Annotated in this window: 45 protein-coding genes; 12 read left to right on the top strand and 33 right to left on the bottom strand. The window is 66.2% G+C overall.

From position 1 onward, the window contains the following. The first annotated feature begins 2 nt into the window (after positions 1–2). The 4 genes from G3N64_RS15235 (at position 3) to G3N64_RS15220 (ending at position 3,656) form a co-directional block, all read left to right on the top strand. Positions 3–968, top strand: a complete 966-nt coding sequence (locus G3N64_RS15235; RefSeq protein WP_205784690.1) for a D-glycerate dehydrogenase — start codon at positions 3–5, stop codon at positions 966–968. Between the two features lie 425 nt (positions 969–1,393). Then, positions 1,394–2,437: a LacI family DNA-binding transcriptional regulator gene (locus G3N64_RS15230; protein WP_205784689.1), complete on the top strand. Its 1,044-nt coding sequence runs from the start codon at positions 1,394–1,396 to the stop codon at positions 2,435–2,437. Between the two features lie 54 nt (positions 2,438–2,491). Next, a complete protein-coding gene (locus tag G3N64_RS15225) occupies positions 2,492–3,280 on the top strand; it encodes a YhfC family glutamic-type intramembrane protease (RefSeq protein WP_205784688.1) in 789 nt (262 codons plus the stop codon). Positions 3,281–3,293: 13 nt separating this feature from the next. Beyond that, entirely contained in the window at positions 3,294–3,656 is a 363-nt protein-coding gene (locus G3N64_RS15220; RefSeq protein ID WP_175956131.1) for a DUF3022 domain-containing protein, read from the top strand. A gap of 33 nt (positions 3,657–3,689) precedes the next feature. On the opposite strand, the gene G3N64_RS15215 is transcribed toward G3N64_RS15220, so the two are convergent. Further along, positions 3,690–4,121 (bottom strand): PGDYG domain-containing protein, encoded by a 432-nt coding sequence (locus tag G3N64_RS15215; RefSeq protein WP_205784687.1) that lies wholly within the window; start codon positions 4,119–4,121, stop codon positions 3,690–3,692. Positions 4,122–4,259: 138 nt separating this feature from the next. Then, complete coding sequence (locus G3N64_RS15210) at positions 4,260–4,811, bottom strand: Spy/CpxP family protein refolding chaperone (protein ID WP_205784686.1); 552 nt, start codon at positions 4,809–4,811, stop codon at positions 4,260–4,262. Between the two features lie 255 nt (positions 4,812–5,066). Between G3N64_RS15210 and G3N64_RS15205 the strand changes: the two genes are divergently transcribed. Together G3N64_RS15205 and G3N64_RS15200 are read left to right on the top strand one after the other, a co-directional pair. Further along, positions 5,067–5,531 (top strand): Lrp/AsnC family transcriptional regulator, encoded by a 465-nt coding sequence (locus tag G3N64_RS15205; RefSeq protein ID WP_006481526.1) that lies wholly within the window; start codon positions 5,067–5,069, stop codon positions 5,529–5,531. Between the two features lie 494 nt (positions 5,532–6,025). Further along, positions 6,026–7,126: a saccharopine dehydrogenase C-terminal domain-containing protein gene (locus tag G3N64_RS15200; RefSeq protein ID WP_011352168.1), complete on the top strand. Its 1,101-nt coding sequence runs from the start codon at positions 6,026–6,028 to the stop codon at positions 7,124–7,126. Positions 7,127–7,222: 96 nt separating this feature from the next. Here the strand turns inward: G3N64_RS15200 and G3N64_RS15195 are convergent, their stop codons facing one another. Next, positions 7,223–7,840: an ATP-binding protein gene (locus G3N64_RS15195; RefSeq protein WP_205784685.1), complete on the bottom strand. Its 618-nt coding sequence runs from the start codon at positions 7,838–7,840 to the stop codon at positions 7,223–7,225. Beyond that, positions 7,837–7,983 (bottom strand): cytochrome bd-I oxidase subunit CydX, encoded by a 147-nt coding sequence (gene cydX / locus G3N64_RS15190; protein ID WP_085039112.1) that lies wholly within the window; start codon positions 7,981–7,983, stop codon positions 7,837–7,839. Before cydX ends, G3N64_RS15195 begins: the two co-directional genes overlap by 4 nt. A 179-nt stretch (positions 7,984–8,162) precedes the next feature. On the opposite strand from cydX, the gene corA reads away from it, so the two are divergent. Then, positions 8,163–9,140 carry a magnesium/cobalt transporter CorA gene (gene corA / locus G3N64_RS15185; RefSeq protein ID WP_205784684.1) on the top strand — a complete coding sequence of 326 codons (978 nt, stop codon included), beginning with the start codon at positions 8,163–8,165 and terminating at the stop codon, positions 9,138–9,140. A gap of 7 nt (positions 9,141–9,147) precedes the next feature. On the opposite strand, the gene G3N64_RS15180 is transcribed toward corA, so the two are convergent. Together G3N64_RS15180 and G3N64_RS15175 are read right to left on the bottom strand one after the other, a co-directional pair. Further along, entirely contained in the window at positions 9,148–9,441 is a 294-nt protein-coding gene (locus tag G3N64_RS15180; RefSeq protein ID WP_205784683.1) for a YciI-like protein, read from the bottom strand. A gap of 225 nt (positions 9,442–9,666) precedes the next feature. Further along, complete coding sequence (locus G3N64_RS15175; RefSeq protein ID WP_205784682.1) at positions 9,667–10,155, bottom strand: adenosine-specific kinase; 489 nt, start codon at positions 10,153–10,155, stop codon at positions 9,667–9,669. A gap of 145 nt (positions 10,156–10,300) precedes the next feature. Between G3N64_RS15175 and G3N64_RS15170 the strand changes: the two genes are divergently transcribed. The 4 genes from G3N64_RS15170 to G3N64_RS15155 all read left to right on the top strand — a co-directional run bounded on the left by G3N64_RS15170 (position 10,301) and on the right by G3N64_RS15155 (position 12,963). Next, positions 10,301–11,290 carry a cysteine synthase A gene (locus G3N64_RS15170; protein ID WP_205784681.1) on the top strand — a complete coding sequence of 330 codons (990 nt, stop codon included), beginning with the start codon at positions 10,301–10,303 and terminating at the stop codon, positions 11,288–11,290. Positions 11,291–11,400: 110 nt separating this feature from the next. After that, complete coding sequence (locus G3N64_RS15165; protein WP_205784714.1) at positions 11,401–11,886, top strand: YbaK/EbsC family protein; 486 nt, start codon at positions 11,401–11,403, stop codon at positions 11,884–11,886. Between the two features lie 351 nt (positions 11,887–12,237). Continuing rightward, positions 12,238–12,522: a hypothetical protein gene (locus G3N64_RS15160; protein ID WP_205784680.1), complete on the top strand. Its 285-nt coding sequence runs from the start codon at positions 12,238–12,240 to the stop codon at positions 12,520–12,522. 27 nt (positions 12,523–12,549) lie between these two features. Further along, positions 12,550–12,963 (top strand): hypothetical protein, encoded by a 414-nt coding sequence (locus tag G3N64_RS15155; RefSeq protein WP_205784679.1) that lies wholly within the window; start codon positions 12,550–12,552, stop codon positions 12,961–12,963. A gap of 111 nt (positions 12,964–13,074) precedes the next feature. On the opposite strand, the gene G3N64_RS15150 is transcribed toward G3N64_RS15155, so the two are convergent. The 26 genes from G3N64_RS15150 to G3N64_RS40195 all read right to left on the bottom strand — a co-directional run bounded on the left by G3N64_RS15150 (position 13,075) and on the right by G3N64_RS40195 (position 24,491). Further along, positions 13,075–13,212 (bottom strand): hypothetical protein, encoded by a 138-nt coding sequence (locus G3N64_RS15150; protein ID WP_155623362.1) that lies wholly within the window; start codon positions 13,210–13,212, stop codon positions 13,075–13,077. 10 nt (positions 13,213–13,222) lie between these two features. After that, positions 13,223–13,423, bottom strand: a complete 201-nt coding sequence (locus tag G3N64_RS15145; protein ID WP_059728464.1) for a hypothetical protein — start codon at positions 13,421–13,423, stop codon at positions 13,223–13,225. A 15-nt stretch (positions 13,424–13,438) separates the two neighbouring features. Further along, complete coding sequence (locus G3N64_RS15140) at positions 13,439–13,849, bottom strand: hypothetical protein (RefSeq protein WP_205784678.1); 411 nt, start codon at positions 13,847–13,849, stop codon at positions 13,439–13,441. Further along, a complete protein-coding gene (locus G3N64_RS15135; protein ID WP_124669030.1) occupies positions 13,846–14,196 on the bottom strand; it encodes a hypothetical protein in 351 nt (116 codons plus the stop codon). The genes G3N64_RS15140 and G3N64_RS15135 overlap by 4 nt, the downstream gene beginning before the upstream one ends. Continuing rightward, positions 14,193–14,876: a glycoside hydrolase family 104 protein gene (locus tag G3N64_RS15130; protein ID WP_241020980.1), complete on the bottom strand. Its 684-nt coding sequence runs from the start codon at positions 14,874–14,876 to the stop codon at positions 14,193–14,195. Before G3N64_RS15130 ends, G3N64_RS15135 begins: the two co-directional genes overlap by 4 nt. Further along, a complete protein-coding gene (locus tag G3N64_RS15125; RefSeq protein ID WP_205784677.1) occupies positions 14,876–16,045 on the bottom strand; it encodes a hypothetical protein in 1,170 nt (389 codons plus the stop codon). Before G3N64_RS15125 ends, G3N64_RS15130 begins: the two co-directional genes overlap by 1 nt. Continuing rightward, positions 16,042–16,227, bottom strand: coding sequence for a hypothetical protein (locus tag G3N64_RS15120; protein ID WP_205784676.1), 186 nt, complete (start codon positions 16,225–16,227; stop codon positions 16,042–16,044). The genes G3N64_RS15125 and G3N64_RS15120 overlap by 4 nt, the downstream gene beginning before the upstream one ends. Further along, positions 16,224–16,859, bottom strand: coding sequence for a hypothetical protein (locus G3N64_RS15115; RefSeq protein WP_205784675.1), 636 nt, complete (start codon positions 16,857–16,859; stop codon positions 16,224–16,226). Before G3N64_RS15115 ends, G3N64_RS15120 begins: the two co-directional genes overlap by 4 nt. Beyond that, complete coding sequence (locus tag G3N64_RS15110) at positions 16,859–17,371, bottom strand: hypothetical protein (protein WP_205784674.1); 513 nt, start codon at positions 17,369–17,371, stop codon at positions 16,859–16,861. The genes G3N64_RS15115 and G3N64_RS15110 overlap by 1 nt, the downstream gene beginning before the upstream one ends. Beyond that, positions 17,368–17,772 carry a hypothetical protein gene (locus G3N64_RS15105; RefSeq protein ID WP_205784673.1) on the bottom strand — a complete coding sequence of 135 codons (405 nt, stop codon included), beginning with the start codon at positions 17,770–17,772 and terminating at the stop codon, positions 17,368–17,370. The genes G3N64_RS15110 and G3N64_RS15105 overlap by 4 nt, the downstream gene beginning before the upstream one ends. Next, positions 17,742–18,008 carry a hypothetical protein gene (locus G3N64_RS15100; protein ID WP_107313011.1) on the bottom strand — a complete coding sequence of 89 codons (267 nt, stop codon included), beginning with the start codon at positions 18,006–18,008 and terminating at the stop codon, positions 17,742–17,744. Before G3N64_RS15100 ends, G3N64_RS15105 begins: the two co-directional genes overlap by 31 nt. Next, a complete protein-coding gene (locus G3N64_RS15095) occupies positions 18,008–18,457 on the bottom strand; it encodes a hypothetical protein (protein WP_059728448.1) in 450 nt (149 codons plus the stop codon). The genes G3N64_RS15100 and G3N64_RS15095 overlap by 1 nt, the downstream gene beginning before the upstream one ends. A gap of 16 nt (positions 18,458–18,473) precedes the next feature. After that, positions 18,474–19,328, bottom strand: a complete 855-nt coding sequence (locus tag G3N64_RS15090; protein WP_205784672.1) for a major capsid protein P2 — start codon at positions 19,326–19,328, stop codon at positions 18,474–18,476. A gap of 45 nt (positions 19,329–19,373) precedes the next feature. Then, complete coding sequence (locus G3N64_RS40200; protein ID WP_260449303.1) at positions 19,374–19,505, bottom strand: hypothetical protein; 132 nt, start codon at positions 19,503–19,505, stop codon at positions 19,374–19,376. A 7-nt stretch (positions 19,506–19,512) separates the two neighbouring features. Next, on the bottom strand, positions 19,513–19,686 hold the full coding sequence (locus G3N64_RS15085; protein WP_185733033.1) for a hypothetical protein: 174 nt from the start codon (positions 19,684–19,686) through the stop codon (positions 19,513–19,515). A 127-nt stretch (positions 19,687–19,813) separates the two neighbouring features. Continuing rightward, positions 19,814–20,464 (bottom strand): hypothetical protein, encoded by a 651-nt coding sequence (locus G3N64_RS15080; protein WP_059728446.1) that lies wholly within the window; start codon positions 20,462–20,464, stop codon positions 19,814–19,816. Next, positions 20,461–21,024: a hypothetical protein gene (locus G3N64_RS15075; RefSeq protein ID WP_205784671.1), complete on the bottom strand. Its 564-nt coding sequence runs from the start codon at positions 21,022–21,024 to the stop codon at positions 20,461–20,463. Before G3N64_RS15075 ends, G3N64_RS15080 begins: the two co-directional genes overlap by 4 nt. Before the next feature lie 2 nt (positions 21,025–21,026). After that, positions 21,027–21,356 carry a hypothetical protein gene (locus G3N64_RS15070; protein ID WP_107313009.1) on the bottom strand — a complete coding sequence of 110 codons (330 nt, stop codon included), beginning with the start codon at positions 21,354–21,356 and terminating at the stop codon, positions 21,027–21,029. 15 nt (positions 21,357–21,371) lie between these two features. Next, the gene (locus G3N64_RS15065) at positions 21,372–21,752 is read right to left on the bottom strand and encodes a hypothetical protein (RefSeq protein ID WP_205784670.1); all 381 of its coding nucleotides are present in this window, start codon (positions 21,750–21,752) and stop codon (positions 21,372–21,374) included. Positions 21,753–21,800: 48 nt separating this feature from the next. Next, the gene (locus G3N64_RS15060; RefSeq protein WP_205784669.1) at positions 21,801–21,980 is read right to left on the bottom strand and encodes a hypothetical protein; all 180 of its coding nucleotides are present in this window, start codon (positions 21,978–21,980) and stop codon (positions 21,801–21,803) included. Then, on the bottom strand, positions 21,973–23,172 hold the full coding sequence (locus G3N64_RS15055; RefSeq protein ID WP_205784668.1) for a protein rep: 1,200 nt from the start codon (positions 23,170–23,172) through the stop codon (positions 21,973–21,975). Before G3N64_RS15055 ends, G3N64_RS15060 begins: the two co-directional genes overlap by 8 nt. Positions 23,173–23,282: 110 nt before the next feature. Further along, complete coding sequence (locus tag G3N64_RS15050) at positions 23,283–23,441, bottom strand: hypothetical protein (protein WP_205784667.1); 159 nt, start codon at positions 23,439–23,441, stop codon at positions 23,283–23,285. Next, entirely contained in the window at positions 23,438–23,599 is a 162-nt protein-coding gene (locus G3N64_RS15045; RefSeq protein ID WP_205784666.1) for a hypothetical protein, read from the bottom strand. Before G3N64_RS15045 ends, G3N64_RS15050 begins: the two co-directional genes overlap by 4 nt. Positions 23,600–23,726: 127 nt before the next feature. After that, on the bottom strand, positions 23,727–24,095 hold the full coding sequence (locus tag G3N64_RS15040; protein ID WP_205784665.1) for a hypothetical protein: 369 nt from the start codon (positions 24,093–24,095) through the stop codon (positions 23,727–23,729). Further along, positions 24,095–24,286 carry a hypothetical protein gene (locus G3N64_RS15035; RefSeq protein WP_205784664.1) on the bottom strand — a complete coding sequence of 64 codons (192 nt, stop codon included), beginning with the start codon at positions 24,284–24,286 and terminating at the stop codon, positions 24,095–24,097. The genes G3N64_RS15040 and G3N64_RS15035 overlap by 1 nt, the downstream gene beginning before the upstream one ends. Positions 24,287–24,368: 82 nt before the next feature. Continuing rightward, positions 24,369–24,491 carry a hypothetical protein gene (locus tag G3N64_RS40195; RefSeq protein WP_277399108.1) on the bottom strand — a complete coding sequence of 41 codons (123 nt, stop codon included), beginning with the start codon at positions 24,489–24,491 and terminating at the stop codon, positions 24,369–24,371. Positions 24,492–24,892: 401 nt separating this feature from the next. Between G3N64_RS40195 and G3N64_RS15030 the strand changes: the two genes are divergently transcribed. Continuing rightward, a complete protein-coding gene (locus tag G3N64_RS15030) occupies positions 24,893–25,222 on the top strand; it encodes a helix-turn-helix domain-containing protein (protein ID WP_205784663.1) in 330 nt (109 codons plus the stop codon). Positions 25,223–25,331: 109 nt separating this feature from the next. Here the strand turns inward: G3N64_RS15030 and G3N64_RS15025 are convergent. Further along, on the bottom strand, positions 25,332–25,430 hold a 99-nt coding region (locus G3N64_RS15025; protein WP_205784712.1), incomplete at its 5' end, for an IS3 family transposase.

The following is a 25,430-nucleotide window of genomic DNA, read 5'->3' as shown; positions in this document are numbered from 1 at the left end:
AGATGAAGCCCCGTATCGTCGCGTACAAGCCGCTGCCCGATGACGTCCTCGCGTACCTGCGCGAGCATGCGGACGTCGTGCAGGCCGATGGCGCCGCAGCCCTCGCCGATGCGCTCGGCGGCGCGGACGGCGCGATCGGCGCGAGCCTGAAGATCACGCCGCAGATGCTCGACCGCGCACCGCGGCTGAAGGCGTGGTCGACGATCTCGGTCGGCTACGACAACTTCGACGTCGCGGATTTCACGCGGCGCGGGATCGTGCTCGCGCATACGCCGGACGTGCTGACCGAGTCGACCGCCGATACGGTGTTCTCGCTGATCCTCGCGTCCGCGCGACGCGTGGTCGAGCTGGCCGAGTGGGTGAAGGCCGGCAACTGGCATCGCAGCATCGGCCCCGACCTGTACGGCACCGACGTGCAGGGCAAGACGCTCGGCATCGTCGGGCTCGGGCGGATCGGCGGCGCGGTCGCGCGCCGCGCGGCGCTCGGTTTCCGGATGCAGGTGCTGTACGCGAATCGCTCCGCGCATGCGGAAGCCGAGACGCAATACGGCGCACGGCGCGTCACGCTCGACGAGTTGCTCGCGCAGTCGGATTTCGTGTGCCTGCAGGTGCCGCTGTCGCCGGAAACACGCCATCTGATCGGCACGGCCGAATTCGAGAAGATGAAGCGCAGCGCGATCCTGATCAATGCATCGCGCGGGCCGGTGGTCGACGAAGCCGCGCTGGTCGATGCGTTGCGCACGGGCACGATCCGCGGCGCGGGTCTCGACGTGTTCGAGAAGGAGCCGCTGCCGGCGGATTCGCCGCTGCTGCAGATGAAGAATGTCGTCGCACTGCCGCATATCGGCTCGGCGACGCACGAGACGCGCCACGCGATGGCGCGCTGTGCCGCGGAAAACCTGGTCGGCGCGCTGGCCGGCACGCTGCGCACGAATCTCGTCAATCCGGATGCGCTCGCACGCGCGTAAGCTGCGGGGGGAACGGACCGGCCATTGGCCGACGTCCGGCCGGTGGGGGGCCGGCTTCGTTAGAGTCGATGGTCTTGGTGCCGGAGGGCTGGCTGCGTTATGATCGCCCGCGCGTCGCATCGACGGCCAGGCAATGCTGCCGGTGGCGTCCCGCGACGGGTATCCGCGCCAGATCCGGTGCGGCCGACTGCTTTTGCACGTGACCGGGGCGGGTGCCAACGCGCCGGCGGCGATCGACCGCGAAGCATGGGATCATCGCAAGCGCTAAAGCGCTAACGTGGATCGACCGCGAAGCATGGGATCCACGTAAGCGCTAAAGCGCTAACGTGGATCGACAGGAGATTCCACCGGGTGGCTTACGTTTCCAACAACAAAGGTCCGTCTGCTCACGAAGCGGCGCGGATCGTACGTCGCGAGGCACGACAGTGACCGATTCGCAACCAAACACGACGCGTCCGGCGACGATCAGCGATGTCGCGCGCGAAGCCGGCACGGGCAAGACCAGCGTGTCGCGCTACCTGAACGGCGAGACGCACGTGCTGTCCACCGACCTGCGCCAGCGGATCGAAGCGGCAATCGCGCGGCTCAACTACCGGCCGAACCAGATGGCGCGCGGGCTCAAGCGCGGCCGCAACCGCTTGCTCGGCATGCTCGCGGCCGACCTGACCAATCCCTACACCGTCGAAGTGCTGCAGGGCGTCGAGGCCGCGTGCCACGCGCTCGGCTACATGCCGCTGATCTGTCACGCGGCAAACGAAGTCGAGATGGAGCGCCGCTTCCTGCAGCTGCTCACGACCTACCGCGTCGAAGGCCTGATCGTCAACGCGCTCGGCGCCGACGAGGATGTGCTGCGCCCGCTGCGCGGCGCCGGCATCCCGGCCGTACTCGTCGACCGGACGGTCGAGGGCTTCGAGGCCGACCTGATCGGCCTCGACAACGCCGACGCGATCGAAACGGCGCTCGCGCACCTGGTCGAACACGGCTTCGACGCGATCCATTTCGTCGTGCAGCCGTTCGAGCGCGTCAGCTCGCGGCGCCTGCGCGAGGCCGCGTTCCGCGCGGCGCTGGGGGCGCGCGGGCTGCCGGTGCCGTCGACGGTCGTGCTCGACCTGAACGAACGCGACGCGGACGCGGCGGCGCTGGCCGACATCGATGCCCGCATCGACGACGCGGCACGGCGCGGCGTGCGCGCGGCGCTGTTCGCCGCGAACGCGCCGGTCGCGCTCGCGATTGCGCGCCACCTGCGCGCGCGTTTCGGCGCCGCATGGCAGCAGAAGGCGGCGCTGCTGTCGATCGACGATCCGGAATGGGCCGAGCTGATCGGCATCACGACGATCCGGCAGCCGACCTACGAAATCGGCTACAAGGCCGTCGAATTCGTGCACGAGCGGATCGACGGCGCGGCGGGCGACGTGCGTGTCTCGCTGTTGCCGGGCGAGCTGGTCGCGCGCGCGTCGACCGCAAGCTGAGTATCATTCGGGGCACGCAGCGCGTCAGGTGCGCTGCCCCGAACAAGGAAATACATGACTGTCGCTCCCGTCACGCTGGCGGTGCTGATCGCCGCTACGCTGATCATCGCGCTCCTGCCGCTCGTCCTCTTCCGTATCCTGCGCAAGCCGCTGGCGCTGAACCGCCGCGACACGATCGTCGGCGTGGCCGTCTTCACGTTGTTTGCGATGATCCTCGAACGCGCGTTCCACGGGCTCGTGCTGAGCCAGACACCGCCGGATGGCTGGCTGACGCAGCCGCTCGCGTTTGTCGCGTACGGCGCGCTCGCGACCGCCGTGTTCGAGGAAGTCGGCCGCTATCTCGGGATGCGTTTCCTGAACCGCCGCTACGGCCCGTCGGCCGGCGACAGCCGCGGAATCGGCTACGGGATCGGTCACGGCGGCGCCGAAGCGTGGTTCGTCGGCGTACTCGTGTGGGGCCAGTGGTCGTATCTCGCGTGGCTCGCGAGCCGCGGCCAGCTCGAGGCCCAGCTCGCCGACCTGCCGGGCGATACGGTCGTGCGGCTGCACGTGATGCTCGCGACGCTGTCGGTACAGTCGATCCTGCTGTTGCTGCTCGAACGCTGCGCGGCGTTCGTGCTGCAGCTGGCGCTGTCGGTGCTGGTCTGGCGCGGCGTGCGCGCCGGCCGTGCGGGCGTGCTGCCGCTCGCGATCGTGCTGCATGCGCTGGCGGCCGCGCCGGCGCTGCTGTACCAGGTGCGCGTGCTGCCGGCCGGCTGGGTCGAGGCCGCGCATTTCGTGCTGGCCGCGATCCTGGTCGCGGTGCTGGTGAAGACGTGCCGGCCATCGCAATCGGCGGCCTGACGGGAGAGACGGAATGGATGACTATCTGATCGAATGCCAGAGCGCGGAATTCGACGCGCTCGCACGCGTGATCTGCGATCTCTTTCCGGAGCAGACGCGTTTTGCGGAAAGCAGCGACGCGCGCGGGCGGTTCCTGTCCGTGCACTGGCTCGCGATGCGTTTCGGTTCGGCGCCGAAGCGGATGACGCTCGATATCCGTATCGTGCCGGCCGCGCTCGCGCGCTATCTGGCGCTCAAGCCGATGCAGCGCGCGCGCAGCCATGCGGTGCTGCATGCGTATACGGAGGCGATGCTCGGGTCGCTCGAGGAGCGGCACGCGGCCGGCGAGGCCGTCGAGCGCGATGCCGAACTCGAACTCGACGAAGACTTCGCGTGACCGTATGCGCCGGCGCGATGCCGGCGCGCTGCATTACGCGTCGCGGTACACCTGTGCGAAGCGCTGTGCCTGCACGACACCGTAGTCGCCGGGCGCGTACTGCATCACCCAGTCGCCGGCGACGCCGCGCAGCGTGTCGCCGTTTTCCGAGCGGGCGATCGTGAACGGCTCGTCCATCCGGCGGGCGAGCACGACGGCCGGCCGGTTCCGGTAGGCGCCCGGTGCGCCGTGTGCGAGTGCCGGATCGGCGGGCAGATACTTGGCGTCGAAGCGCGCGCGCGACACGACCCAGCGGTCGCCGGTCGAGCCGGTGATCAGCGCGTCGCCCGCCACATAGCGGTTCGGGCCTTCGAGGCTCATCAGTTCGCCGTCGGCCTCTGCGAAGGAAACGGCGACGGTTTCGTCCTTGACGACGCGACGGGCCTGCGGATCGGTACGCAGGTCGAGGTGCTTGAGTTCGAGCATGGCGGGGAAGTGCGGGAAAGCTGTAAAAGCCGGGAGCTTATCCCGAATCCGGCGCGCCGTGTGACGCGCCGGTCGCCTGATGCGGCGGCGCGGCGCCGTTCGGCCCGGACGGGCAGCACGGCGCCGGCGGGGAGGGTGTCAGGGCTGTGCGGGCGCGCTGGCGGCCGGCGCGGCTGCCGCCTTGCCTTCCTTGCCCTTCGTCTTGCCCTTGCCGCGGTGCTCGCCGCCGTGATGCAGCCAGCCGCGGAACGTCGTGTCGGCCAGTGCCTTCTGGTCGGCCGGGAAGCTCTCGTAGAGCGGCGCGAACGCGTCGGCGAGCTTCTTCGCGCCGTCGGCGTTCACCTGCGACAGTTCCGCATACTGCTTCATGTCGTCGAGTGCGGAGACTTCGTGCTTGGCCATCCGTTCGCGATAGAGGCGGCCCATCGTTTCGCCGTTGTCGCGCATCGTGTCGGCGAACGTCTTCCATTGCGGTTCCTGCGCCGACGTGATCTTCAACTGGTCGTGCAGGTACTTGATGCGCTGCTCGACGCGCGCTTCGTGGCGTGCCGCGCGCTGCTCGGCGCTCGGGGCCGACGCCGCGGCCGTCGTTGCGGGGGCCTGGGCGGGCGCCTGCGGCTGCGCCGGGGTTTGCGCGAACGCGCTGGCTGCAACGGCGAGCGTAGCGAGGGTGAGCGAGATTTTCTTCATGGTTGGCTCTCCGGGGTGGTGTCTTGCGAGCGGGCGCGGCGGCAACTGCCGCAAGCGCGCATCTCGCGTCGCCCATTATTAGTAGCACGTTGAGTACGGCGCAGCAGTGAATGCGACACTTGCTTACATCCGATACGAATCGAAATTGAAAGGTTGGGATCGGATCCGCGCGATGCCGTTTGGGCGGGCCGGCGTTAGGCGCTATCATCGCGTCACCTTCCACTCAGCCGGTGCGTCGTGCTCCGGCCCAGCCTCATGCGCCCACCCCGCCTCGACCAACTCGACGATCTCGACCGGCAACTCGTCGCGCTGCTGCAGGCCGATGCGCGCGCCAGCGTCGCGGATCTCGCGCGCCAGCTCGACGTGGCGCGCACGACGGTCGTTGCACGCATCGCGCGGCTCGAACGCACCAACGTGATCGCCGGCTACAGCGTCCGGCTCGGGCAGGACGTGCTCGACGCGAGCATCTACGCGTACGTCGGCATCATCCTCACGCCGAAGTTCGGCAAGGACGTATTGCGCAAGCTCGACCGGATGCCCGAGGTGCAGCTGCTGTGCGCGGTGAGTGGCGAGTACGACTACGTTGCGTGGCTGCGCGCCGATTCGCCCGAACGGCTCAACGACCTGCTCGACCAGATCGGCACGCTCGAAGGCGTCGAACGCACGACGACGTCGATCATCCTGTCGCGCAAGATCGATCGCGGGACGATCGGCGGCTGACGTTCAAGCGCGGTGCATGATGGCGCAGCACACTCGCTGCGCAGATTTTCTTCCCTTCACGTATGCCGTGTTTTGCGCGCGTCGCAAGCACGCGCGTCGCTTGTTCGCGCCCGGCGCCGCTGCGTTTCGTGACCGGCGCGGACGCGGACGGCAGATCCTCCGCATCGTCTGACGCCGCTCTGCTGCATTTCCCCGCGCATTCGCGTCGACCGGCGTGCCGCGCGCGGCGCGCATGCGGTGCGCTCGTCCTGCGCCTTGCCACTCATCCTCCCTTTTGCCCTCGGGAACGCAGCCCGAGGCAGCGCGTTCGAGGCCAGCGCCTATAGGCGATTTTTAGATGATTTGGTCGTTTGGACGAAATGTTTGGTCAAAACGTCGAAATTACCGGTCGTTTCGCATCATTCTTCGTCTTGGAACTGATTTTGCGCGTCCCTACACTGTGTACATGGCTCGACGCCGTACACAACACCAACCCATCATCAGGAGATAAGCGCATGAAAATCGCCATCGTCGGCGCAGGTCTGATCGGCCACACCATTGCTCACATGCTGCGTGAAACGGGCGACTACGAAGTCGTCGCGTTCGATCGCGATGCGGATGCGCTCGCGAAGCTGTCGCGCGAAGGCATCGCGACGCAACGGGTCGATTCGGCCGACGCGAACGCGATTCGCGAAGCAGTGAAGGGCTTCGATGCGCTCGTCAACGCGCTGCCTTACTACCTCGCCGTCAACGTCGCCGCTGCCGCGAAGGCTGCCGGCGTTCACTACTTCGACCTGACCGAAGACGTGCGCGCCACCCATGCGATCCGCGAACTGGCCGAAGGCTCCGACCGTGCGTTCATGCCGCAGTGCGGCCTCGCACCGGGCTTCATCGGTCTTGCCGCGCACGAGCTCGTGAACGGCTTCAGCGAAGTGCGCGACGTGAAGATGCGCGTCGGCGCGCTGCCCGAGTATCCGACCAACGCGCTGAAGTACAACCTGACGTGGAGCGTCGACGGCCTGATCAATGAATACTGCCAGCCGTGCGAAGCGATCCGCGACGGCCGCAAGCAGTGGGTGCAGCCGCTCGAAGGCCTCGAGCACTTCTCGCTCGACGGCACCGAATACGAAGCGTTCAACACGTCGGGCGGCCTGGGCACGCTGTGCGAGACGCTGTCGGGCAAGGTCGAGACGCTCGACTACAAGTCGGTGCGCTATCCGGGCCACCGCGATCTCGTGCAGTTCCTGCTCGAGGACCTGCGCTTGTCGACCGACCGCGACACGCTGAAGTCGATCATGCGCCGCGCGGTGCCGTCGACGAAGCAGGACGTCGTGCTCGTGTTCATCACGGTGACGGGCGTGAAGGACGGCCAGCTGGTGCAGGACGTGTTCACGCGCAAGATTTTCGCGAAGGACGTGTGCGGGATGCACATGAGCGCGATCCAGATCACGACGGCCGGCGCGATGTGCGCGGTGCTGGATCTGTTCCGCGAGAAGAAGCTGCCGCAGAGCGGTTTCATCCCGCAGGAAAAGGTGTCGCTGAAGGCGTTCCTGTCGAACCGTTTCGGCAAGCTGTACGAAGGCGGCACGATGGAGCGCGTGCACGCGGTGGCCTGACCACCCGCCAGCCTCTGGCACGAGGGTCGTACGACGCCGGGAGCGCAGCAGCGCTTCCGGCGTTGTTCATTTGCGGGGAGCGAAGAAGCGGGCCGGTCAGGCCGGCAGCGGCGGGACGATCGTGGCCGCAGGCGGAGGCGGCGCGATGCGGTACAGCAGCGCATTGACGTCGGCATCGGATGGCGCGGTGTTGTCGAACATCACGATGCCGTCGCATTCGTGACCGGTCGGCACGAAGCGGCGCTGCCGGTATTCGTCCCAGTGCGCGAGCTTGTAGGCATCGTTCGGATTGCCGCGCGCGACGATCCGCTGGTGCGCGACGTCTTCCGACGTGTGGACCCAGACGACCGTCAGCGTGACGTCGGGCCCGATGCCGAGCCAGGCGCGGTCGAGAATGCGGCGATCGCGCACTTCGCGCGACAGCGGGCCGACGACGAGCGCGCCGATGCCGAGCGCGAGATTTTCACGGGCCGTATCGAGCAGGCCCTGGTATTCGGGATCGCGCAGGTGCTTCAGGTAGAGCGGGCTGTCGCGGTCGTTCGGATTCTCGGTGAGCGCGCCCATCGCGGCCGAGCTGTAGCGGCCGTACAGCGTATCCTTGTCGAGCAGGCAGAAGGCCTCGCCGGTCGCGCGCATCAGCGGCCCGATGAGCCGCTTCGCGAGCGTGGTCTTGCCGGTGCCGGCGTGACCGCAGAAGAACACCAGGTGCGTCACGAAACCTTGCCTCCCGGCTGCGGACTCGACGCGCCGTTGCGCTTGTCGCCGCGCGAGAATACTTCCGCTTCCAGCCACATCGCATTGATGATGCCGAAGCCGAGCGCCACGCCGATGCCGAGTATCCACGAGAAATACCACATGGGTCTGTCTCCTTGACGGTTGGGCCGCACGGCCGTGCGGCGTGTGTCCCGCAGTGTCCTGGGGCGCGTGCTGCGGTGCACGCAGCCCGATCATGACCAATATCGCCGTGCCGCGCAAGCCGGGCCGCCCGCGCAGCAAACCGGTAAACTGATGCGTAAACCGCAACGTCACGAACACCATGCTGATCAACTGTGCTGCATACCAGGACGGCCGCAAGCTGGCCGACATCGATATCGACGCCATCAGCGACTACGTGTCGAAGCCCGAGTGCTTCGTGTGGGTCGCGCTGAAGGATCCGACGCCCGCCGAACTCGACCTGATGGGCGAGGAGTTCGGGCTGCACGAACTGGCGCTCGAGGATGCCCGCAAGGGGCACCAGCGACCGAAGATCGAGGAGTACGGCGATTCGCTGTTCGCGGTGCTGCATATGGTCGAGCTGGACCACGACGATGAATTCAATGTCGGCGAGCTGAACGTGTTCGTCGGCCCGAACTACGTGCTGTCGATCCGCAGCCATACCGAGCAGGATTTTCGCGACGTGCGCAAGCGCTGCGAGCGCGAGCCGCATCTGCTCCGGGAAGGGGCGGCATTCGTGTTCTACGCGCTAATGGACCAGGTCGTCGACCGCTATTTCCCAATCCTCGAAAGGCTCGGCACCGAACTCGAGGAACTCGAGGACCGCATCTTCGCGAAGGCCACGCCCGCGTCGTCGCGCGCGATCATCGAGGATCTCTATTCGCTGAAGCGGCGGCTCGTGATGCTGTACCAGCACACGGCGCCGCTGGTCGAGCCGCTCGCGAAGCTCACCGGCGGGCGCATTCCGCAAGTCTGCAGCGGCATGGAGCCGTATTTTCGCGACGTGTACGACCATCTGCAGCGGATCGTGAAGACGATCGAAGGGCGGCGCGAGATGGTGGTCACGGCGATCCAGGTCAACCTCGGGATGATCTCGCTGGCCGAGAACGAGGTGACGAAGCGGCTCGGTTCGTTCGCCGCGCTGTTCGCGATACCGACGATGATCGCCGGCATCTACGGGATGAACTTCGCGAACATGCCCGAACTGCACCTGAAATACGGCTTCTACGGCTGCATCGCGGTGATGGTCGTGGCCGATTTCGCGCTGTGGTGGCGCTTCAAGCGGGCAGGGTGGCTGTAGGCTCGCTTCACGCGCGGGGCGGCGCGTGCTTGCCGACCACGACGCGCCATGGCCGCACGCACCAGGATTTCACGAGGCCGTTCTGCACGTAAGGATCCGCGCGTGCGAACGACTCGGCCGCTTCCGGCGAATCCCCTTCGAACACCAGCACGGCCCGGTCGGCCGGGTCCTGCAGCGCGCCGGCAAGCACGAGTTCGCCGCGCTCGGTCGCGGCCTGTGCGAGGGCGAGGTGTTCGGCGCGGAACGCTTCGCGCCGGGCGAGGTAATCGTCGACGAGTTCGTAGATCAGCTGGTAATGCATGGTCGCTCCGGGGAGAATCGCGGCGGCCGGTGCGTCGGCGCGGCCGTCAGTCAGTTTGCTGCGGCCAGTATAGGGCAGGCGGACGGTAGCGGCACGACACGAACGGCGGCGCGCCCCACGCCCTTAAACGCAACTAACGGTCTGGGCGGCATCCGTCCTGAAATCCCGGCCGCGGCGCGGTTTCGATGCAGCCAAGGTCTGCAGGCCGCCTCCGGCGGCTCGCATCTACGCCTTGTAGCCGATCGTGCGCAGCAGATCCTTGCGCCACCGGACGTCGTCGTCATTTTCGATGCCGAGCGGCCCAAAGCCGTCGACGACGCCGACGATCCCGCGTCCTTGCGCGGTTTCCGCGACGATCACGTCGGTCGGGTTCGCGGTCGCGCAATAGATCCGGCAGACCTCCGGCACGGCCTTGATCGCATTGAGCACGTTGACCGGATAGAACCCGTCGCCGAGGAACACGATGAACGCGTGACCGGCGCCGATCGCGCTGGCGTTGCGGCAGGCAAGTTCGACGAGCGCCGCGTCGGTGCCGGAGTGCCTCACCAGCCGCTTGCCCGACGCCTCGCAGAATGCGAGCCCGAAGCGGATGCCGGGCACGGTGCCGACCAGCGCCTCGTGGATGTCCTCGACGGACTTGATGAAATGCGACTGGCCGAGGATGAAGTTCACGGTCTCGGGCTTGTCGACGGCAACGGTTTGCAGTTGCAGCATGGCGGACCTCGTCTCGCGATGCGGCGCGTGCGCCGCAATGGGCTCTTCAAGCTTAATACGCGGCGGCCGGCGACGAAAGCCGCGAGGGCGGCCTATCCTTCGTTGTGTGTGGCGCGCGTGCTGCGCGAAGGCAACGGAGGGAGACATGGACGTGCGACAAGGCTTCGTCGACTGCGTGGGGCGCACGCCGCTGATTCGCCTGACGAAGCTCAGCGCCGAGACGGGCTGCGAGATCCTGGGCAAGGCGGAATTCATGAATCCGGGCGGGTCGGTGAAGGACCGCGCGGCACTCTACATCATCCGCGACGCCGAGCGGCGTGGCGTGCTGCAGCCGGGCGGCACCGTCGTCGAGGGCACGGCGGGTAACACCGGCATCGGTCTGGCGCATATCTGCGCGGCGCGCGGCTATCGCTGCGTGATCGTGATTCCCGACACGCAATCGCCGGAAAAGCTGGCGATCCTGCGCACGCTCGGCGCCGAGGTGCGCCCGGTGCCGGCAGCGCCATACCGTGACCCGAACAACTATCAGAAGATTGCCGGGCGGCTCGCTGACGAACTCGACAACGCAGTGTGGGCCAATCAGTTCGACAACGTCGTCAATCGTCAGGCGCACTACGAGACGACCGGGCCCGAAATCTGGCGCGATACGGCGGGCACGATCGATGCGTTCGTCTGCGCGACCGGTACGGGCGGCACGCTGGCCGGCGTGAGCCGTTATCTGAAAGAGCAGAATCCGGACGTCCGGATCGTGCTGGCCGACCCGCACGGCAGCGGGCTCTATCGTTACGTGAAAACGGGCGACCTCGACGCAGAGGGCAGCTCGATCACCGAAGGCATCGGCTCGACGCGCGTCACCGTGAACCTTGCGGGCACGCCGATCGACGACGCCGTGCGGATCGACGATCAGCAGTGCGTGACGATGGTCTACCGGCTGCTGCGCGAGGAAGGGCTGTACGTCGGCGGATCGAGCGGCATCAACGTCGCGGCGGCGGTCTGGCTGGCCCAGCGGATGGGCCCGGGGCACACGATCGTGACCTTGCTGTGCGACCGCGGCGACATCTATCGCACACGGCTTTTCAATCGGGAATGGCTGTACGAAAAGGGACTGGACCCGGGGGCCGGACCCGGAAATTGAGCGCGTATGAAGTGCGGTAGAGGTGAGGATTTCCATCCGCCCGAATGCGACCTATGCTGAACGAATCCGGTGCGAACGCCGTTCGCCCGATCGTTCAGTCGAGGTGTGCCATGCCCATGTCAGCCACCCTGCAGGATTGCCTGCGCCAGAAATCATCGCGGTACGAAGTGGTGTACCACCCCTATAGCCATACGAGCATGGAAACGGCCGCCGCCGCGCACATTCCCGGCGATCGCCTCGCGAAAACCGTGCTCCTCGAAGACGACGAAGGCTACGTCGCTGCCGTCTTGCCGACCACACACGCCGTGCGCCTGTCGGATCTCTGGGTGAAGACGGGACGCCATCTCGTGCTCGCCCGGGAGGTCGAGTTGCGCGAGCTGTTCAAGGATTGCGACATGGGCGCGTTGCCGCCGGTCTGCATGGCGTACGGCATGAAGACGTTTCTCGAGGAACGTCTCGCGCAGCAGCCGGAAGTCTATTTCGAGGCCGGCGACCACGAAGCGCTGATCCACATGACGCAGGATGAGTTCCTGGCGTTGATGGAGACGGCCGAGCGCGCGCATTTCTCGCACAAGATGCAGGGCATGCAGTCCTGAAAAACGCGGTGCCCGGGCACTTGTCGGTGCGTGCGTGACAGGGTCGTGTGCCGGGAAAGTAGGTACACCATGGGATAGTTAATTCGTTATGCGAAATGTGTTTGTCGATTTTTCATGAAGGATCTTGCCAACATTGAATTTGCATCGTATTTCAGATCGGTTGGTGGCTGCTTGCCGCGGGGGTTGGGATGGTAATTCCATATTTGACATAATCAACATTATCGACGTTTAAATCGCGAAACCAGATCCCGAAACAATTGATCCGATTATCTGATTAAAGTGGCCGAAAGGTCTAAGTCGCACACTAGCAAAGCCGGGATTCCCCGGCTTTTTTTTCGGACAAAAAGAACGATGCGATACCCAAACCTACGATACGGGAAACCTGAAGAATTCCGCTACTACATGAACGGCCGCACGGCCGCCGACGTGGCGCGCGAGCTGCGCCGCAGCGAGCGCAGCGTGGCCGACTGGATGTCTGGCCGCCAGCGCGTGCCCTGGTGGGCTCCGGAAATTCTCCGATTACGTGCGGTCGAGCGCGACGCGACCCGGCTGCGCTTCGCGTTCAACGCCGCCTGGCAGCCGTCCGGGCTCGAGACTCCCAAGCGCGAGCGGCCGCACCTGCGGATCGTTGCATAATTGGCGCGCGATCAACAGGAGACCATCTTGAAAACCACCATTGCAATAACACTTGCTTTCGCTTGCCTGTCAGCGCATGCCGAGGATGTTTCCCCGGCGATCCGTTCGTGCGGCTCGTACGCCACGCCTGGCGAGTTTGTTTCGCTGACGGCCGCGCCGAAGTCGAAACCGCACATGACGGACGGCGTGGCTTATTTCAAACCGCGTCCAGGCGTCACGTTCAACAGCGATCCGGTCGTCGCCGTATATGCGTACGGGCACGATGTTCCGTATCCCGCCGGCGTGAAGCATCCAGGCTCAGACACGTACGGCTACGGTGTTGTCGTCGAGGGCACCATAGACTTCGGCAGGATGCAGGTAAAAGGGAGCCGCGCCCATGTGGTCACCTCGCCGGTATCTGTGCCAGGTCACGAATTCGTCGAGATAGGTTGCAATGACTGAAAGCAAAAAGCCCCGGTTTCCCGGGGCTTTTTTACTTCCGGCGGCGGAAGCGGCCTTTGCTGTCGCGTGCCGGCGTGCGGCGCTTGTGGTGCTTCGACATAGATCCTCCGATCAGTCTGCGATTCCGAGTTTGGCTTCGATCCGCGTGAGGCGTTTCTCGACCCCCAAGATGTAGCGGAAGCAGCCCACCGGCACGACCAGGATCTGCACGATGCTCACGCCGATGGTCAGCCATTGAGCTGCGTCCATAGGCCCTCCGTTACTGGCCGGCGGGCGGCGTCGACGCGCTTTCCGGCGCGAAGACGGCGAACAGGCCGACAAGCGCCTGCAGGATCGCGGCGATCGCGCCGACCTTGGTCGGGTTCGCGCCGAGCTGGATGGCGGCCGTCGACGCCGCGGTTGCGATCACGCCGATGCCGGCGTGAGTGCTCGGTTCGCCGAGCCGATCGAGGAAGGACATGGTTTTCTCCTGGTGTCACAACGAAAGGAAGTTGCCGAAATCGGTCGGCGCCGCACCGTTGCCCGGTGAAACCTCAGGGGTGCCGCCGCCCCACCCTGCACTGTTGCCGGTGTCAAACGTCGGGTCGGGCGACGTGCCGGCGAGCGTGAACCAGTTCTTCACGCTGCCCCATTGCTCGCCGAGCCATTGCCGCGTCGCCTGGCCTGACGCGTAGCCAGCTGCAGCCGGGTTGAAGTCGCCCGTTGCCGGATCGGTCAGCGCGGACACGCCCGGAATCTGCAGCGCTGCATCGGTCAGCGTGCCGTCGACGTTGCTGATCGCCTGGCCGGCCGACGCGACGATCGAGCCGCGCTTCACGTAGGCCAGGCCGATCAGGATCACGCCCGCACCGATCGCGAGCCCTGCCGCGTTCGCTTTGAGACTCATGGCAGGTAGAAGCCGTAAGAGTTGACGCCGCGCTCGTTCGCGGCCTGCAGGGCCGCGCCCAGGTCTTGCGACATGGCCGCGCTCAACGCATCCGGATTCCACGACGTGGACGCATACGGGTTGTCGACGGCGAGCGGCGACGGCCCGTTCGTCGAGCCGCCGAAATTCAGTAGCGTCGACAGCGCGCCAGGGAAGCCGCTCCCCGTCTGCCCCGATGCTACGAACGGCGTCGACGACGACGGAGCGGCCGCGTTCGTAGCGCCCTGGCCCTGGAAGTAGCGATACAGCGCGAAGCCGAGCACCGCGACGCCGAGCCCGAGCGCGAGATTGTTGGCCGTGTCTTTCATGCGACGGCCCCCCCGGCCGATTGATACCAGGACAGCACCGTGCCCATGTCATGCGGGCTTTGGCCGTAGGGCGAGCCCGGCAGGCTGGCCCACTGCCCCGCAACCTTCGAGATCGCGCTTTGGATGTTGCCGGCGAGCACGTCGTTGTACGCGCCCTTCCACTGCAGGATGTACGTCGCCATGGCGTCTTGCGATGCCGGCGAAAAGTCGGTCAGCCCAAGCCGCGCGCTGATCCAGTCCCACGTGTTGGTTTTGATCTGGCCAGGCACCGCCGCCATGGCTTGATAGCGGCCCGCCGCATCGCTCAGGCCGTAGCGCGTGCGCACGACGATGCGCGGATGGTCCGCGTATCCGTTATCGAACAGCGAACCGCCCACGACGACGTTGTAACCGTTGTCCGAGTTTGCGAGCAGCGAAGGCCCGATTTCGCTCATCGCGATCATGTCGAGGAAGGCGCGGAGATTCGTGCCCGGGTCGCCAGCTTGCGTCGTGTTGTTGAGGCCAAGGTTGTTCATCAAATCCGCTCCTACGTTATCCAAACTACCGGTCCAGTCGACGCTCCCGTCAGCGCTTCCGTTATCCGGCGCGAGCCCGATCGCGCTCGCGCTGCCGCTCATCGTCAGCATCGCAGCCGCGCCGGCCGCGAGCACCAACACCGCGAGGCCAGCGTTATCGCTCATCAGTGCGCCGTCCAGTTCGTGCCGTTGCAGAACGCGAGCATGTGCACCGAGCCGCCGCCGGTGAGTGTCGCGTTCCAGCTTGGCGCGTTCGCATCCGTGACGGCCGCGAGTGCGTTCGCGAGCGATGCATTGCATGTGGGGAGCGTGCTGACCGTATAGGCCGCGAGCGTCACGAGCTGCGTGTAGACCTGCTGAAACGGCAGCGTCGAGCTACCCAGCGTGGTCGTGTTCGCGCTGCCTGGAATGATCGCGGCGGCCGTCGTTTGCAGACCGTTCGGCGTGGCCTTGATCTGCGGGTAATGTTCGGTTCCACCGCTGTCGGTATACGCGAACGTGATGTCCTGGCTCGACTGGCTCGCCCCCGTGCTGGCGAGCCCCACATAGCCGAAGCTCGTCGCGTTGCCGTCCGGAGAAACGAAGCCGCGCGACCACTTCGCACCCGCCCCGCCCCCGAGCTTGTTGAGCTGGAAGCCGACGAGATACGCGCCGCTCGTAAGGGCAGTGCCGCCCGCGAAATACGCGATGCCGTTCGTGTTCGGGCTCGATACATTGAGGTCCGATTCGTTGCCGTAGAGCTGTCGGCCGACTCCGGTCGTCGCGGCCGTGAAGCCGAGCGTATCGGTGACGATCGAATCCATGCCCCACGACTGGCAGTTGTCGACGGCGCAGATGTTCACGCCGAACACGCCGACCGCCGATTTCGTCGCGGTGCCGCCGGCCTGGTTGTTCAGCACGAAGCCGGAGAGGCCGTCGACGGTCCAGTTGGTCGAGCCGGCCGTCTGCGTGGCGACGCCCCGAATCCCGGCGGCGTCATAAACGGTTTGCCCTACAGCACCGATCGCGGCACCGTAGATGTACTCCGCCGTCGCGGTCGCGTTGTTCAGCTGCGCGGTGACCTGTGCCTGGTCGGTCGTGAGCGCAGCCGTCGACGTTCCCTGCGAGGCGACCGCACCATTCAACGTCGACGGGCCGGTCGCGTTCAACGTCGTGAACTTTCCGGTTGCGGCCGTCGTGTTGCCGATCGCGACACCGTCGACGGTGCCGCCCGTGACCGACACGTTCGCGCCGAGCGTCGCATTGCCGTTGACCTGGAGGTTTTGCACCGGGAACGTCTGTGCGAGCGCGGCCGTTGCAATAAGCGCGAGCACCGCGCCGAAGATCTTCTTCATACCTGGACTCCTGCCGCGTCGACCCAGATCACCGGCGCGAGCTGCTTTGCCGTGACCTGGAAACCGCGCGTCGTATCGAAATAGGTCTGGTTGACGAACGACGGCGCGGGCCGCTGCGCCGTCGTTCCCGATTGCAGTGCCTGCGCGCCTGGCGCGACGCTTTTGCGAATGATCGTCGTCATGCGACCACCTGCATGGCGGCTGTGGTGTTCGTGTCGCTCACTGCATACCACGCGGCCTGTGGGGCGTCCGTTTCGATAAACGTATCACCGACCTGCAGCACGATCGCGGCGTTCGCGAATGCCGTGCCGGCCGCTGCCGTGATCGCGAGCTGACCAGGACCGACGTTGCGCACGCGCAGCGACTTGCGGCCGGCCGCTGCCGCGACGAGCACTCCGCCGGCATTTGCGACCGCGACCGATGCGAGATCGGTCGCCACGGTGCCGGCCGGCACCGGCTGCACCGGGAACGGCGCGCCGGGCTCGCCGATGATCGACACCGGCACCGGGTTGCCGGGCGTGTTCGTGATCTGCACACCAAGGTTCGACAGCTGCAGGTCGACGTCGCCGGTCGCGATGATGAACGTCACGTTCGTATTGACGGCCGCGAGCAGATCGATACCGCTAAAGCCGCCGGCCGGTGCCGTTTTGAACGCGGTGCCGACGTTGTCGACTTCGCCGACGACAGCGTTATTGCTGAAGAAGCGCACGTTCAGGTTGTTGCCCTGGTCCGCCGCCTGGATCAGGAATACCGTGCCGGCGATCGGCATCGCCATGCGCTGGCCGGCGAGAAGCTGCGTGGTGATGGTCTGCATTACGCGGCCTCCCGCAGCACCGGCGCGAGCACGACCAGGCCGACGACGACGAGCGCGCCGATCACGATCACGCGCTGATTGCCGGTCTTCGCGTCCTGGTAGGCGGCCGACACCTGCTGCGACGAATCCTGGTAGGCCGACTGCACGGCCTGCGTGGCTTGCTGGAACGCCGCCTGTGCGCCCGCGACGCTATCGAGTGCGCCATTGATCGCGAGCTCCGCCGTGTGCGAGCTCGCGCTCACCGACGACGTGCCGATCGCGGTCACGTCCGACAGCGCGTCGTGCGCCAGGCCGAACGATGCCTGGATCGATCCTTGGTCGGTCGGCGTCACGTTGATGTTGACCGAACCGCCGCTCGACGCGGTCGCGCCGACACCGCCGCCGCCTACGTCGAGCCGCTGGTCGATGTTCTGGTTGCTGGTGCTCGTCTTGCTGTCCGAGCTGCCGCCGTTGCAGGGCGTCGCCGGCAGGCCGAGGCGGACCAGGTGAAGCTGTTGTGGTCGAAAAATCATCGCAGATCCTTTCGCATCAGCACGACATCGCCCTTGCGCCAGGCAGGGTAGAAGCCGTTGTCGATCGCTTTTTTCATGAGGCCGCGCCGGCGCGTGCGGAAGGCGATCGACCGGAAGCCGTCCGCCTGACGCTCGACGAGCGCGAGCCCGAACTCGGTCAGATCGAAACCAGCGCGGCCGGCGGCCGCCTGGATGAACAGTTCGTCGCCGTCGACCTTCAGCGACCAGGCGAGCACGGGCACGCCGTCTTGCTCGAGCACGAAGCAATCACCCTTCGCCGCGCACGCGGCCGCGCCCTCGCCCGTCGTCATCCAGCGATCGACGGGCGAGAACATGCGGGCGATCTCGTCGAGCGTCGCCGGCCGCATGGTCACGCTTTGCGGTGCTTCAGCACGTACCATGCGACCGCCCCGAGCAAGAGGTAAGGAAGGTATTGCTGCAGGATGCCGCTGCCGACCGCCGCGGTGCCGGCCAGCGCGGTATCGAGCGAACCGCCGCCGTTCGAGACGACGAACGAACCGTCGTTGAACGAGCTGTTGGTCGTCGAGTACGCGCCGGACGGGCCGCCGCCGAGCCCGAGAGACAGGTTCGGCATGCCGGCCCAGGACGGCGCGCCCGCCGTGATCGGGGAAGTCATCAGCCCCTCCCTTCATGGTCGAGCAGCAGCACGACCAGGCCGATCAGCAACAGCATGCCCATGCCGTTCCCGCGCGTCAGGCTCGGCCCGGTGCCGACCGGGTAGGTCGTACCGTTCGGCGCGCGGTAGTACGGCACGTTGCCTTGCGCCGTCAGGCCATTGGCGATCGCGTCGCCGGCCACCGCCGCGCCGAGCAGCGACTGGAAGCCGGAGAGCCACAGCGCGCCGTTGGAGCCGCTGGAATCGGTGCTGCCGTTCGTCTGCAGCTGGCCGAGCGTCGACGGCAGGCTCGTGTTGTTCGACGTGTCCGGGCTCGTCGCATACGTGTAGTTCGAATTCGTCGCATCGGGTCCGTAGATCCCGTACAGCGTCGACGCGTCCGCCCCACTCGCATCGTACGAGCCGGAACCAACGTCGGTCCCGTCGAGGGAGAAGTCATAGAGCGACATGCCGCCTCCCGGTCGGTTAGCGGTTGATCGGGTCGACGATCTTCGCGTAGCCCGTCAGGAACACCGGCCCGGTCTGCGTGATGATGCGGATGAACACGTTCTTCGACAGCGTCGTGTTGAGCCACTTCTCGCGCATGCCCTGCAGGTCGAAGTCGACGACGAAGAGGCCTGCCTGCGGCACCTTCTGGTAGTCGGTCTGGTCGTCCTGGTACACCGCCGGGGTGCCTTCGGAAATGATCACCTGGTTGTTGCGGATCTGCAGCGACTGGATCGAACCCGCGCCGGCCTGGCCGTAGTTCGACTGGTGCAGGTAGATCTTCGTGATGACCGAGCCGGCTTGTTGCACCGGCAGCGGAATGTCGTTCTGGCCGACCGTCATCAGCGCGTAGGTCGCCGACTGTTCCTTGAACACCCAGGGGTTCTTCGACGGGTCGCTTTCCTGCGCCCACGCCGTCATGCCGACGCCGGCCGGCGCGGCCGCGTTGATCTTGATTTCCATCGTGCACTGCTGCAGACCGGCCGTAGCCAGGCACGTGAACAGCTCTTCCTGCACCTGCGTGGACTGGACCACGACGCCCGCGCTGCTCTTCGTCGCCGAGCTTTTCGCGCCGCGACGCGTGAAGTCGATCAGCGCGACGTTGGTCGGGTTCGGCTTGCCCTCGTACAGGTTCTGTGCGAGCAGGTCCGAGCCGGCCACCGCCCACACGGGCTTGCCGTTTTGCTTGATCGTGATGAGGTCGATCATCGAGATCAGCAGGCCGCCGGTGAAGTACAGCTTGATCCGCTCGTACGTCGGGCCGCACGGGATCGACAGCAGCGCGGTCTGCCCCGGGTTGACGTTCTGCAGGTTGACGAGTTGCTCTTTGCGCATCGCGCGCTCCTATGTTCGTGAAGGTGGACCGTTGCCGCGAGGCGCTTAGGCTGCGCTAGCGCCGCCCGGGAGGTACGGGCCGATCACCGGGATCTGGAACACCGACTTCTGGATGAAGGCGCAAAGTGCAAAGGTGCCGAGAACGACGATTGCGGTCTTGACGTGCGGGTTTTTCATATGGACCTCAGGAGGTGGGGAAGTCAGATTGCGACGTGGACCAGATCGTGTTTCCGTCGACCAGCTTCTTAGCGGCAGGCCACTTCGAAATGATCCAGGCGGCGACCAGGACGCCCACCGTAGTGGCGATGATTTCCTGGGCGAGCCGGTGCTTCGTAGGCAGGTAGGCGGAGACGGACACGTAGCGCTCTATGGGGTGAAAGAGCCCTCATCCTGCGGACGGGCGCCGGAAATGACAAAAGCCGGGAATCCCTTGTCAGATCAGGGATTCCCGGCTTTCCGGGCCTGCAAAAAATGTTGTTTCGACGCTACTCGTACGAGACGACGCCCGTCGTCACTTCGCCTTTCTCCGCGTCGCGGTGGATGTAGTGGAACTTCTGCAGGCCGAGGATTTCGGCCTTGTCGACGAACAGCACGTCGGCCATCACCTTCGCATCGGCCACGTTCGACACCGCGTAGCAGTGAATTTCGGTGCAGTTGCCGAGGAAGTCTTTATCGACCTGGGCTGGCCGTTGCGAGACGCCGATGAGGGTCATCTCACGCGAGTGCGCGCCGGCCGTCGTCATGCTCTTCCAGGCGGTCGGGGCCTTGTGCGGCTTCGTCACGAGCATCAGCTCTTCGACGATAACGGTCCAGCGCTTGAACCCGGGATTCTCCAGGATTCTGCAGAAGCGATCGAACTGCGCTTCGCGCTCCGCATCGTCCTGGGACGGCACGAACACCAGGCGCGTCTTGCCGGCGGCCAGCGCCTTCACCAGCTCCTGGATCGTGTATACGCGTTCGCCGCCGATCTCGCCCGCGTAGTCGTCCGGCCGGGAGATTTCGAGCGGCGACCACACCAGGATCGGGCCGCGCACCTTCGGGAGGAAATATCGCTTGATCCACACGCCCTTGCCCGAGCGCGAGCGGCCGATCACGCCGATGATGCCGCCGTGCCGCGTGCCGGTGCGCCGCGTCATGCCGCCACCATCTGGTCAGCCATCAGCGCGCCCGGGTCGACGCCGACGAAGGCAGGCTCACCGGCCGGCGCGGCCGGTTCCGGCGCTGCAGCTGCAGCCGGCATCGGCTCGACGTTCTGCCCGGGCTTCGCCGGTGCCGGCGCGACGGCGCGCACGACGTGATGCTTGCCGGCGGCCGCCGCTTCCATCTGCGCGCGGATACGCCGGTTACGGAGAGCGAAGCCGAGGCTCCAGGCGAGCGGCACGGCGGCGACGACCAGCTTCAGCAGCGGATGCTTGAGCGCGTTCGTGACGCCGCCCCAGCCGTAGTACGCGTCGCAGTCGGCCAGCGCGTCCGCGATCTCGCGCGTGACGTCGTCGGTCCAGTCGTCCGTGCACTCCGGCAGCATCTTGAGCACGACGCCGCGCGCCTTGTTCAGCCCGAAGAAATACTGGTCCGACAGCGACGCGGCTTCCTTCGCCTCTTCGGCCTGCAGCTCCTGCTGCTGTTCTTCGGCGAGCGCGACGCGCTCCGCTGCCTCTTCCTGCCCGATCTGGTCGAGCGCTTTAACGTCCATCATGGTCAGAGCCCTTCGAAAGGAGTGCCGGACAGCAGCGAGCGCCGCTTCGGTTTTTCCTGGGTTTTCTTGGGATCGACGGCCGGTGCCGGGCCGCCAGGGGGCGTGGTTTCCCCGGGATTCCCGGGGTTGTCGTCGTACGGGTCGGCCAGCAGCGTGACTTCCTCGCGCACGAAGCGCTGGGAGTGCGCGACGCCGTCGAACTCGAAGCGGCAGGTGCAGCGATCGCACTTGCCGTAGGCGCGTCCGCCCCTGTTCAGCTTGACCCTCACGACTTCCGAGCAGCCCTTCGTCTTGCAGGGCGTGGTGCCGATGTACTTGCCAGGGGTGGACATGGGTGCGCCCTCCCCTTAGGCCGACGTGCCGCTCGGCTGGACGATGGCTTGCAGCGCGGCGACAGCGGCGTGCGCGTTGTCGGCGATCGTGACGGCCTGCTGCACCTGGGACATGTGGCTCTGCAGCGTCGACGTGACGCCCTGGGCGAACGTGTCGATCTTGCCGTTGACGAACGCGGTCAGTTTCTCGGTCAGCGCGTCTTCGAGCGTGGACAGGTCGGCTTTCGCGGCCGCTTCGATCGCGGCGACGCGGCCGTCGATATCGGCCAGGGCGTCGTGCAGTGCGCTGGCCAGCTCGGTGAGCGTCTGGTTGTGCGGCAGGTTGCCGGCGACAAGCACGACGAGCTCTTCGGCCTTCTCTTTCACGGCCGCGATGATGGATTGCAGTTCGGACATGGTCTACCTCTCGGTGGTGTGCGGCCGTGGGCGGCCGGCCGCGTGCCGTTACAGCTTGTCGACGGCGTCGACGAGACGCTTGATCGGTGCGATCTGCTTCGCCGCCAGGCCGCGCTCGAACGGCGTGAGCGCGTCGTACATCGTGCGCAGCTCGCGCGCGGCGTCGCGCGCTTCGGCCAGCGTCGCGCGCTCGACCTGCACGAAGCGGGTGTCGTTTGTGTCAGGCATGGGTTTCCTTCTCCGGGTCGTAGAACTTGCGGGTGCGGGCGCTCCAGTACGGCGCGCTGATGGCGCCGCTCGCCCTGCGTTCGTGCTCGCGCGCGAACGCCATGAAGTCGTCGATATCGGCCTGGGCCGTCGACGGGTCGTAGCAGTACTCCGACACGAACGCGAGGAAGCGGCCGAGCATGCTGCGCGCGGTGAGGACCGACAGGTCTTCGGCCGAGATCGCGCCGACCACCTCTTCTTCGGGCAGCTGCGCGGCGGCCGCTTCTTCGTCGGACTGTTCCAGCTCGTCCAGGCCGAGCGCCGCTTTCAGGCCAGGCGTCCAGGTCAGCATGCGGCGGCCGGTGAAAGCCGCGACGTACTCGCGGAACTGCGCGGCCGCCTGGCCGTCGCCGGCCGCCGCCCACTCGAGTAACTGGAACGGGTGCGCGCCCTTCTGGCCGCCGCCGGTCTTGGCTGCGTTCATCGTCAGCTCGCGCGACAGGCCCCACTTCGTGTCACGGCCGAACTTCGCGACGTACTCCGCCGCGTACTGGCCGCCGCGCACGTCGAGCCCATGGTCGAGCACGTCGGACAGCTGCGACGGCTCGCACAGGCCGACCTTCAGCAGCGCCTCGTACCATGCGCGCTTCAGCTCGTCGATCAGTCGGGAGGCCATGCGGCCGGTGTCGCCTTCCTTCACGTCGCCGAACGCGTCGGGCGTGGCGAAGACCAGGGAGTGCGTGTGCGGGTGCCAGCCGTGCGCGCCGAGCGTGATTTCGAGCGCCTTGATCGAGCCGGCGCGCACGCCCTTGCCGAGGATGCGTTTGTACGTGCGGCAGTTCTGGAACTTCTGCATCGCCTTCGCCTGCAGCGCGAGCATGTCGGCGAGCGGGCGCTCGCCCGCTTCGTGCGGGAAGGTGTTGGTCATCAGCCAGACGTAGCCGCCGTTGCCGACGTGGGCCTTCATGCCGTCCGCCACTTCGGCCTGGCGCTGCATGCAGACCTTGAGCGAGCAGACCGGGCAGGCCCACACCGAGCCGCACGTCGACACGCCGGCCAGGCTCGCGCCGGAGCCGTCGACGTTGCGCCGCACGCCGAGCGTCTCGCCAGGGGACGTGAGCGCGCGCTGGCACCAGCACGTGCGGTGCTGCGCTTCCTTTGCCGCGGCCGGATCGTAGATGACCGACTGCGAGACGCGCAGCAGATCGTGCAAACGGCCCTTCGCCTTCGCCCGGGAAACCGCGTCGGTATTGGGCGTGCGGGGAGCGTGTATCGATTTCGCGTTTATACCAAGAAAACCAGACGGCAATTTTTCGGGGGTGGTCACCACGCGAACCTCCCCGACGCGTAGGCGCGCCACGCGATGGCGATCGTCGGGCCCGACACGTAGCCGAGCGGCCCGTCGACGTACCAGCCACCGCAGCCGCACGGGCAGCGGAAGATGCGCGGCTTCATGCCGCGTCGCTTGATCGTGCGTTTCATGGTCTGCGCGCCCCGTTGTAACGGCCCCAGACTTCCCACCACTGGGTATAGGCTTCGAGCGGCGTCACGCCATAGCCCGCCATCACGGGGCCGAGCGTCGAAAGGCAAATCCACCTGGTCTGGCGGTTCAAACGGTCGAGAAAGATGTGCGGTTTCACGGGGCGCGCCTCCCCATCCGGAAGGCGCGGCCGAGCGCGCCCACGCGCGTGACGCGGCCGCAGCGCGGGCACCGGGTTGCGTTGAGCCACCGGCCGCCGCAGCGCCGGCATTTCCCACCGATCGAGGTCACTGGCCGCCCTCCCGCACTTCGACGTCGCCAATGAAGGCGCGCGCGCCAGGCACGTCCAGGTCGGCCGCGAACGTGTTGTAGAGCGCCAGGGCCGAGCGCAGCCGCTCGTACGCGAGCGTCAGCTGCGTGCGGGCGAACGGATCGTCGCCGGCACGCACGCCCTGGTCGGACGGCAGATAGCCCTTCTTCGCGTCGAGCTGCGAGCGCATCGCGCGCAGCGCGGCCGCAGCGGCCGAGCGATCGCCCGGGGCGGTTTCGTGATGGACGGGAACGGGGACGGCAGAAGCGCGACGGGCGCGCTGGGGGCGGGGCTCGCTGGGCTCGGTATAGCCCAGGTCGAGGAAAGCGGATGAGGGGCCTGTCATCAGAACGATTCCCCCTCGCTGAAATTCGCTTCGGCGCGGCACCAGCCGGCGCGCCAGGCGTGCCAGTCGTCCGTCAGCCACTCGCAGGGGTTGTCGTCGAGCATCAGGCCGTCATAGAACGCGTCGTAGCCGCGCGCGTCCGGCGTCAGGCCGGCAGGGTTCGGGGCGAGTGAGGGATTCGAGCCGCCCATCAGACACCCCACACGAAAAGACGAAGGCACCGCATGCAGGCGGTGCCAGGGCGGCGCATCGAGCCGCAGTGCTTGCAGCGGATCAGGCGCATGGTCCGCCCTCCCCGTCGTCCGAATGGCACAGCGCGATGGCGATCACATCGCCGACGACGGCGACGGCGGCCGTCGCGCCCAGGGCAAAGCCGATTCCGAAGGCGAAGAGCACGTCACACCCCCGACCGGAAGAGCCGCGCGACCAGGCGGCGGAACGCAAAAAAGCGGGACGGCTTTGCTACTAGCCCGCCCCGCTCGCCCGCTCTCGCCTGAACTCTGTACGGCCCGTCGATGGTGTAGCCACCGAGCGCGGCCTGGTGAATTTGTAACGGCTCTTTACGCATGTTCTGCCCCTACCTGACCCTTCCCGATGGGTTGGTCGCCCGGGGAGCGCCCCCGTCAGGGCGCGCCAGTGAGGGTCAGGACACCGGCCCGGGCGATGGGTCGGATCATAGTACGGATGTCTCGTACATGTCCAAGACATTCGTACGTCTGTAACACTCGTGCGTTGTATCCCCTCTGTCGTTCGACTACTCTTGACGCCGGGTCAGTACTTTTTGTAAGGGGTCTGTCATGAAAACTTCGGCCGAATGGCTCGACGCGGTGAAGGCGCGGCTCGACCTGCCTTCCGACTACGCAGCAGCAAAAATTCTTCAAGTAACCCGCCAAACGGTCAGCGGCTATCGCGTCGGCCGCGCAACGCTCGACGATGAGGTGTGCCTTCGCGTGGCGGAAATTCTGGGATTGAATCCGTTTGAGGTGATGGCGTCGGTTCGAATCGAGCGCATCAAGGACGATGAGCGTCGCTCGCTGTGGGAGCACGCTTTGGAGAAATTTTCCGAGGGTTTTCGCACGCTGGTACTTCGCGCTAACGCCCGCCAGACAACGTTCTGCCGGGTGTAGTACCAGCTTTAGTTAGCGATTTGACGTCTTCAACATTATCGACGTTAAATTTTGTAGTAGCTAGATTGAAATGTCCGCTTTGGGGGTGCGGCTAGAATCTTGGACTGGTTTATGCCGCGAGCCCGAGGCGCTCCCGGTATTCGAGCGGACTCAGTGAGCCAAGCGAGATCTTAATCCGCTTGGCGTTGTACCAGCGGATGTAAGAATC

The sequence above is a fragment of the Burkholderia sp. Ac-20344 genome, from assembly GCF_017104975.1.
In the GTDB taxonomy this organism is placed as follows: domain Bacteria; phylum Pseudomonadota; class Gammaproteobacteria; order Burkholderiales; family Burkholderiaceae; genus Burkholderia.
The sequence above is the reverse complement of the archived record's forward strand: the minus strand, read 5'-3'. Positions and strand labels throughout refer to the sequence as shown.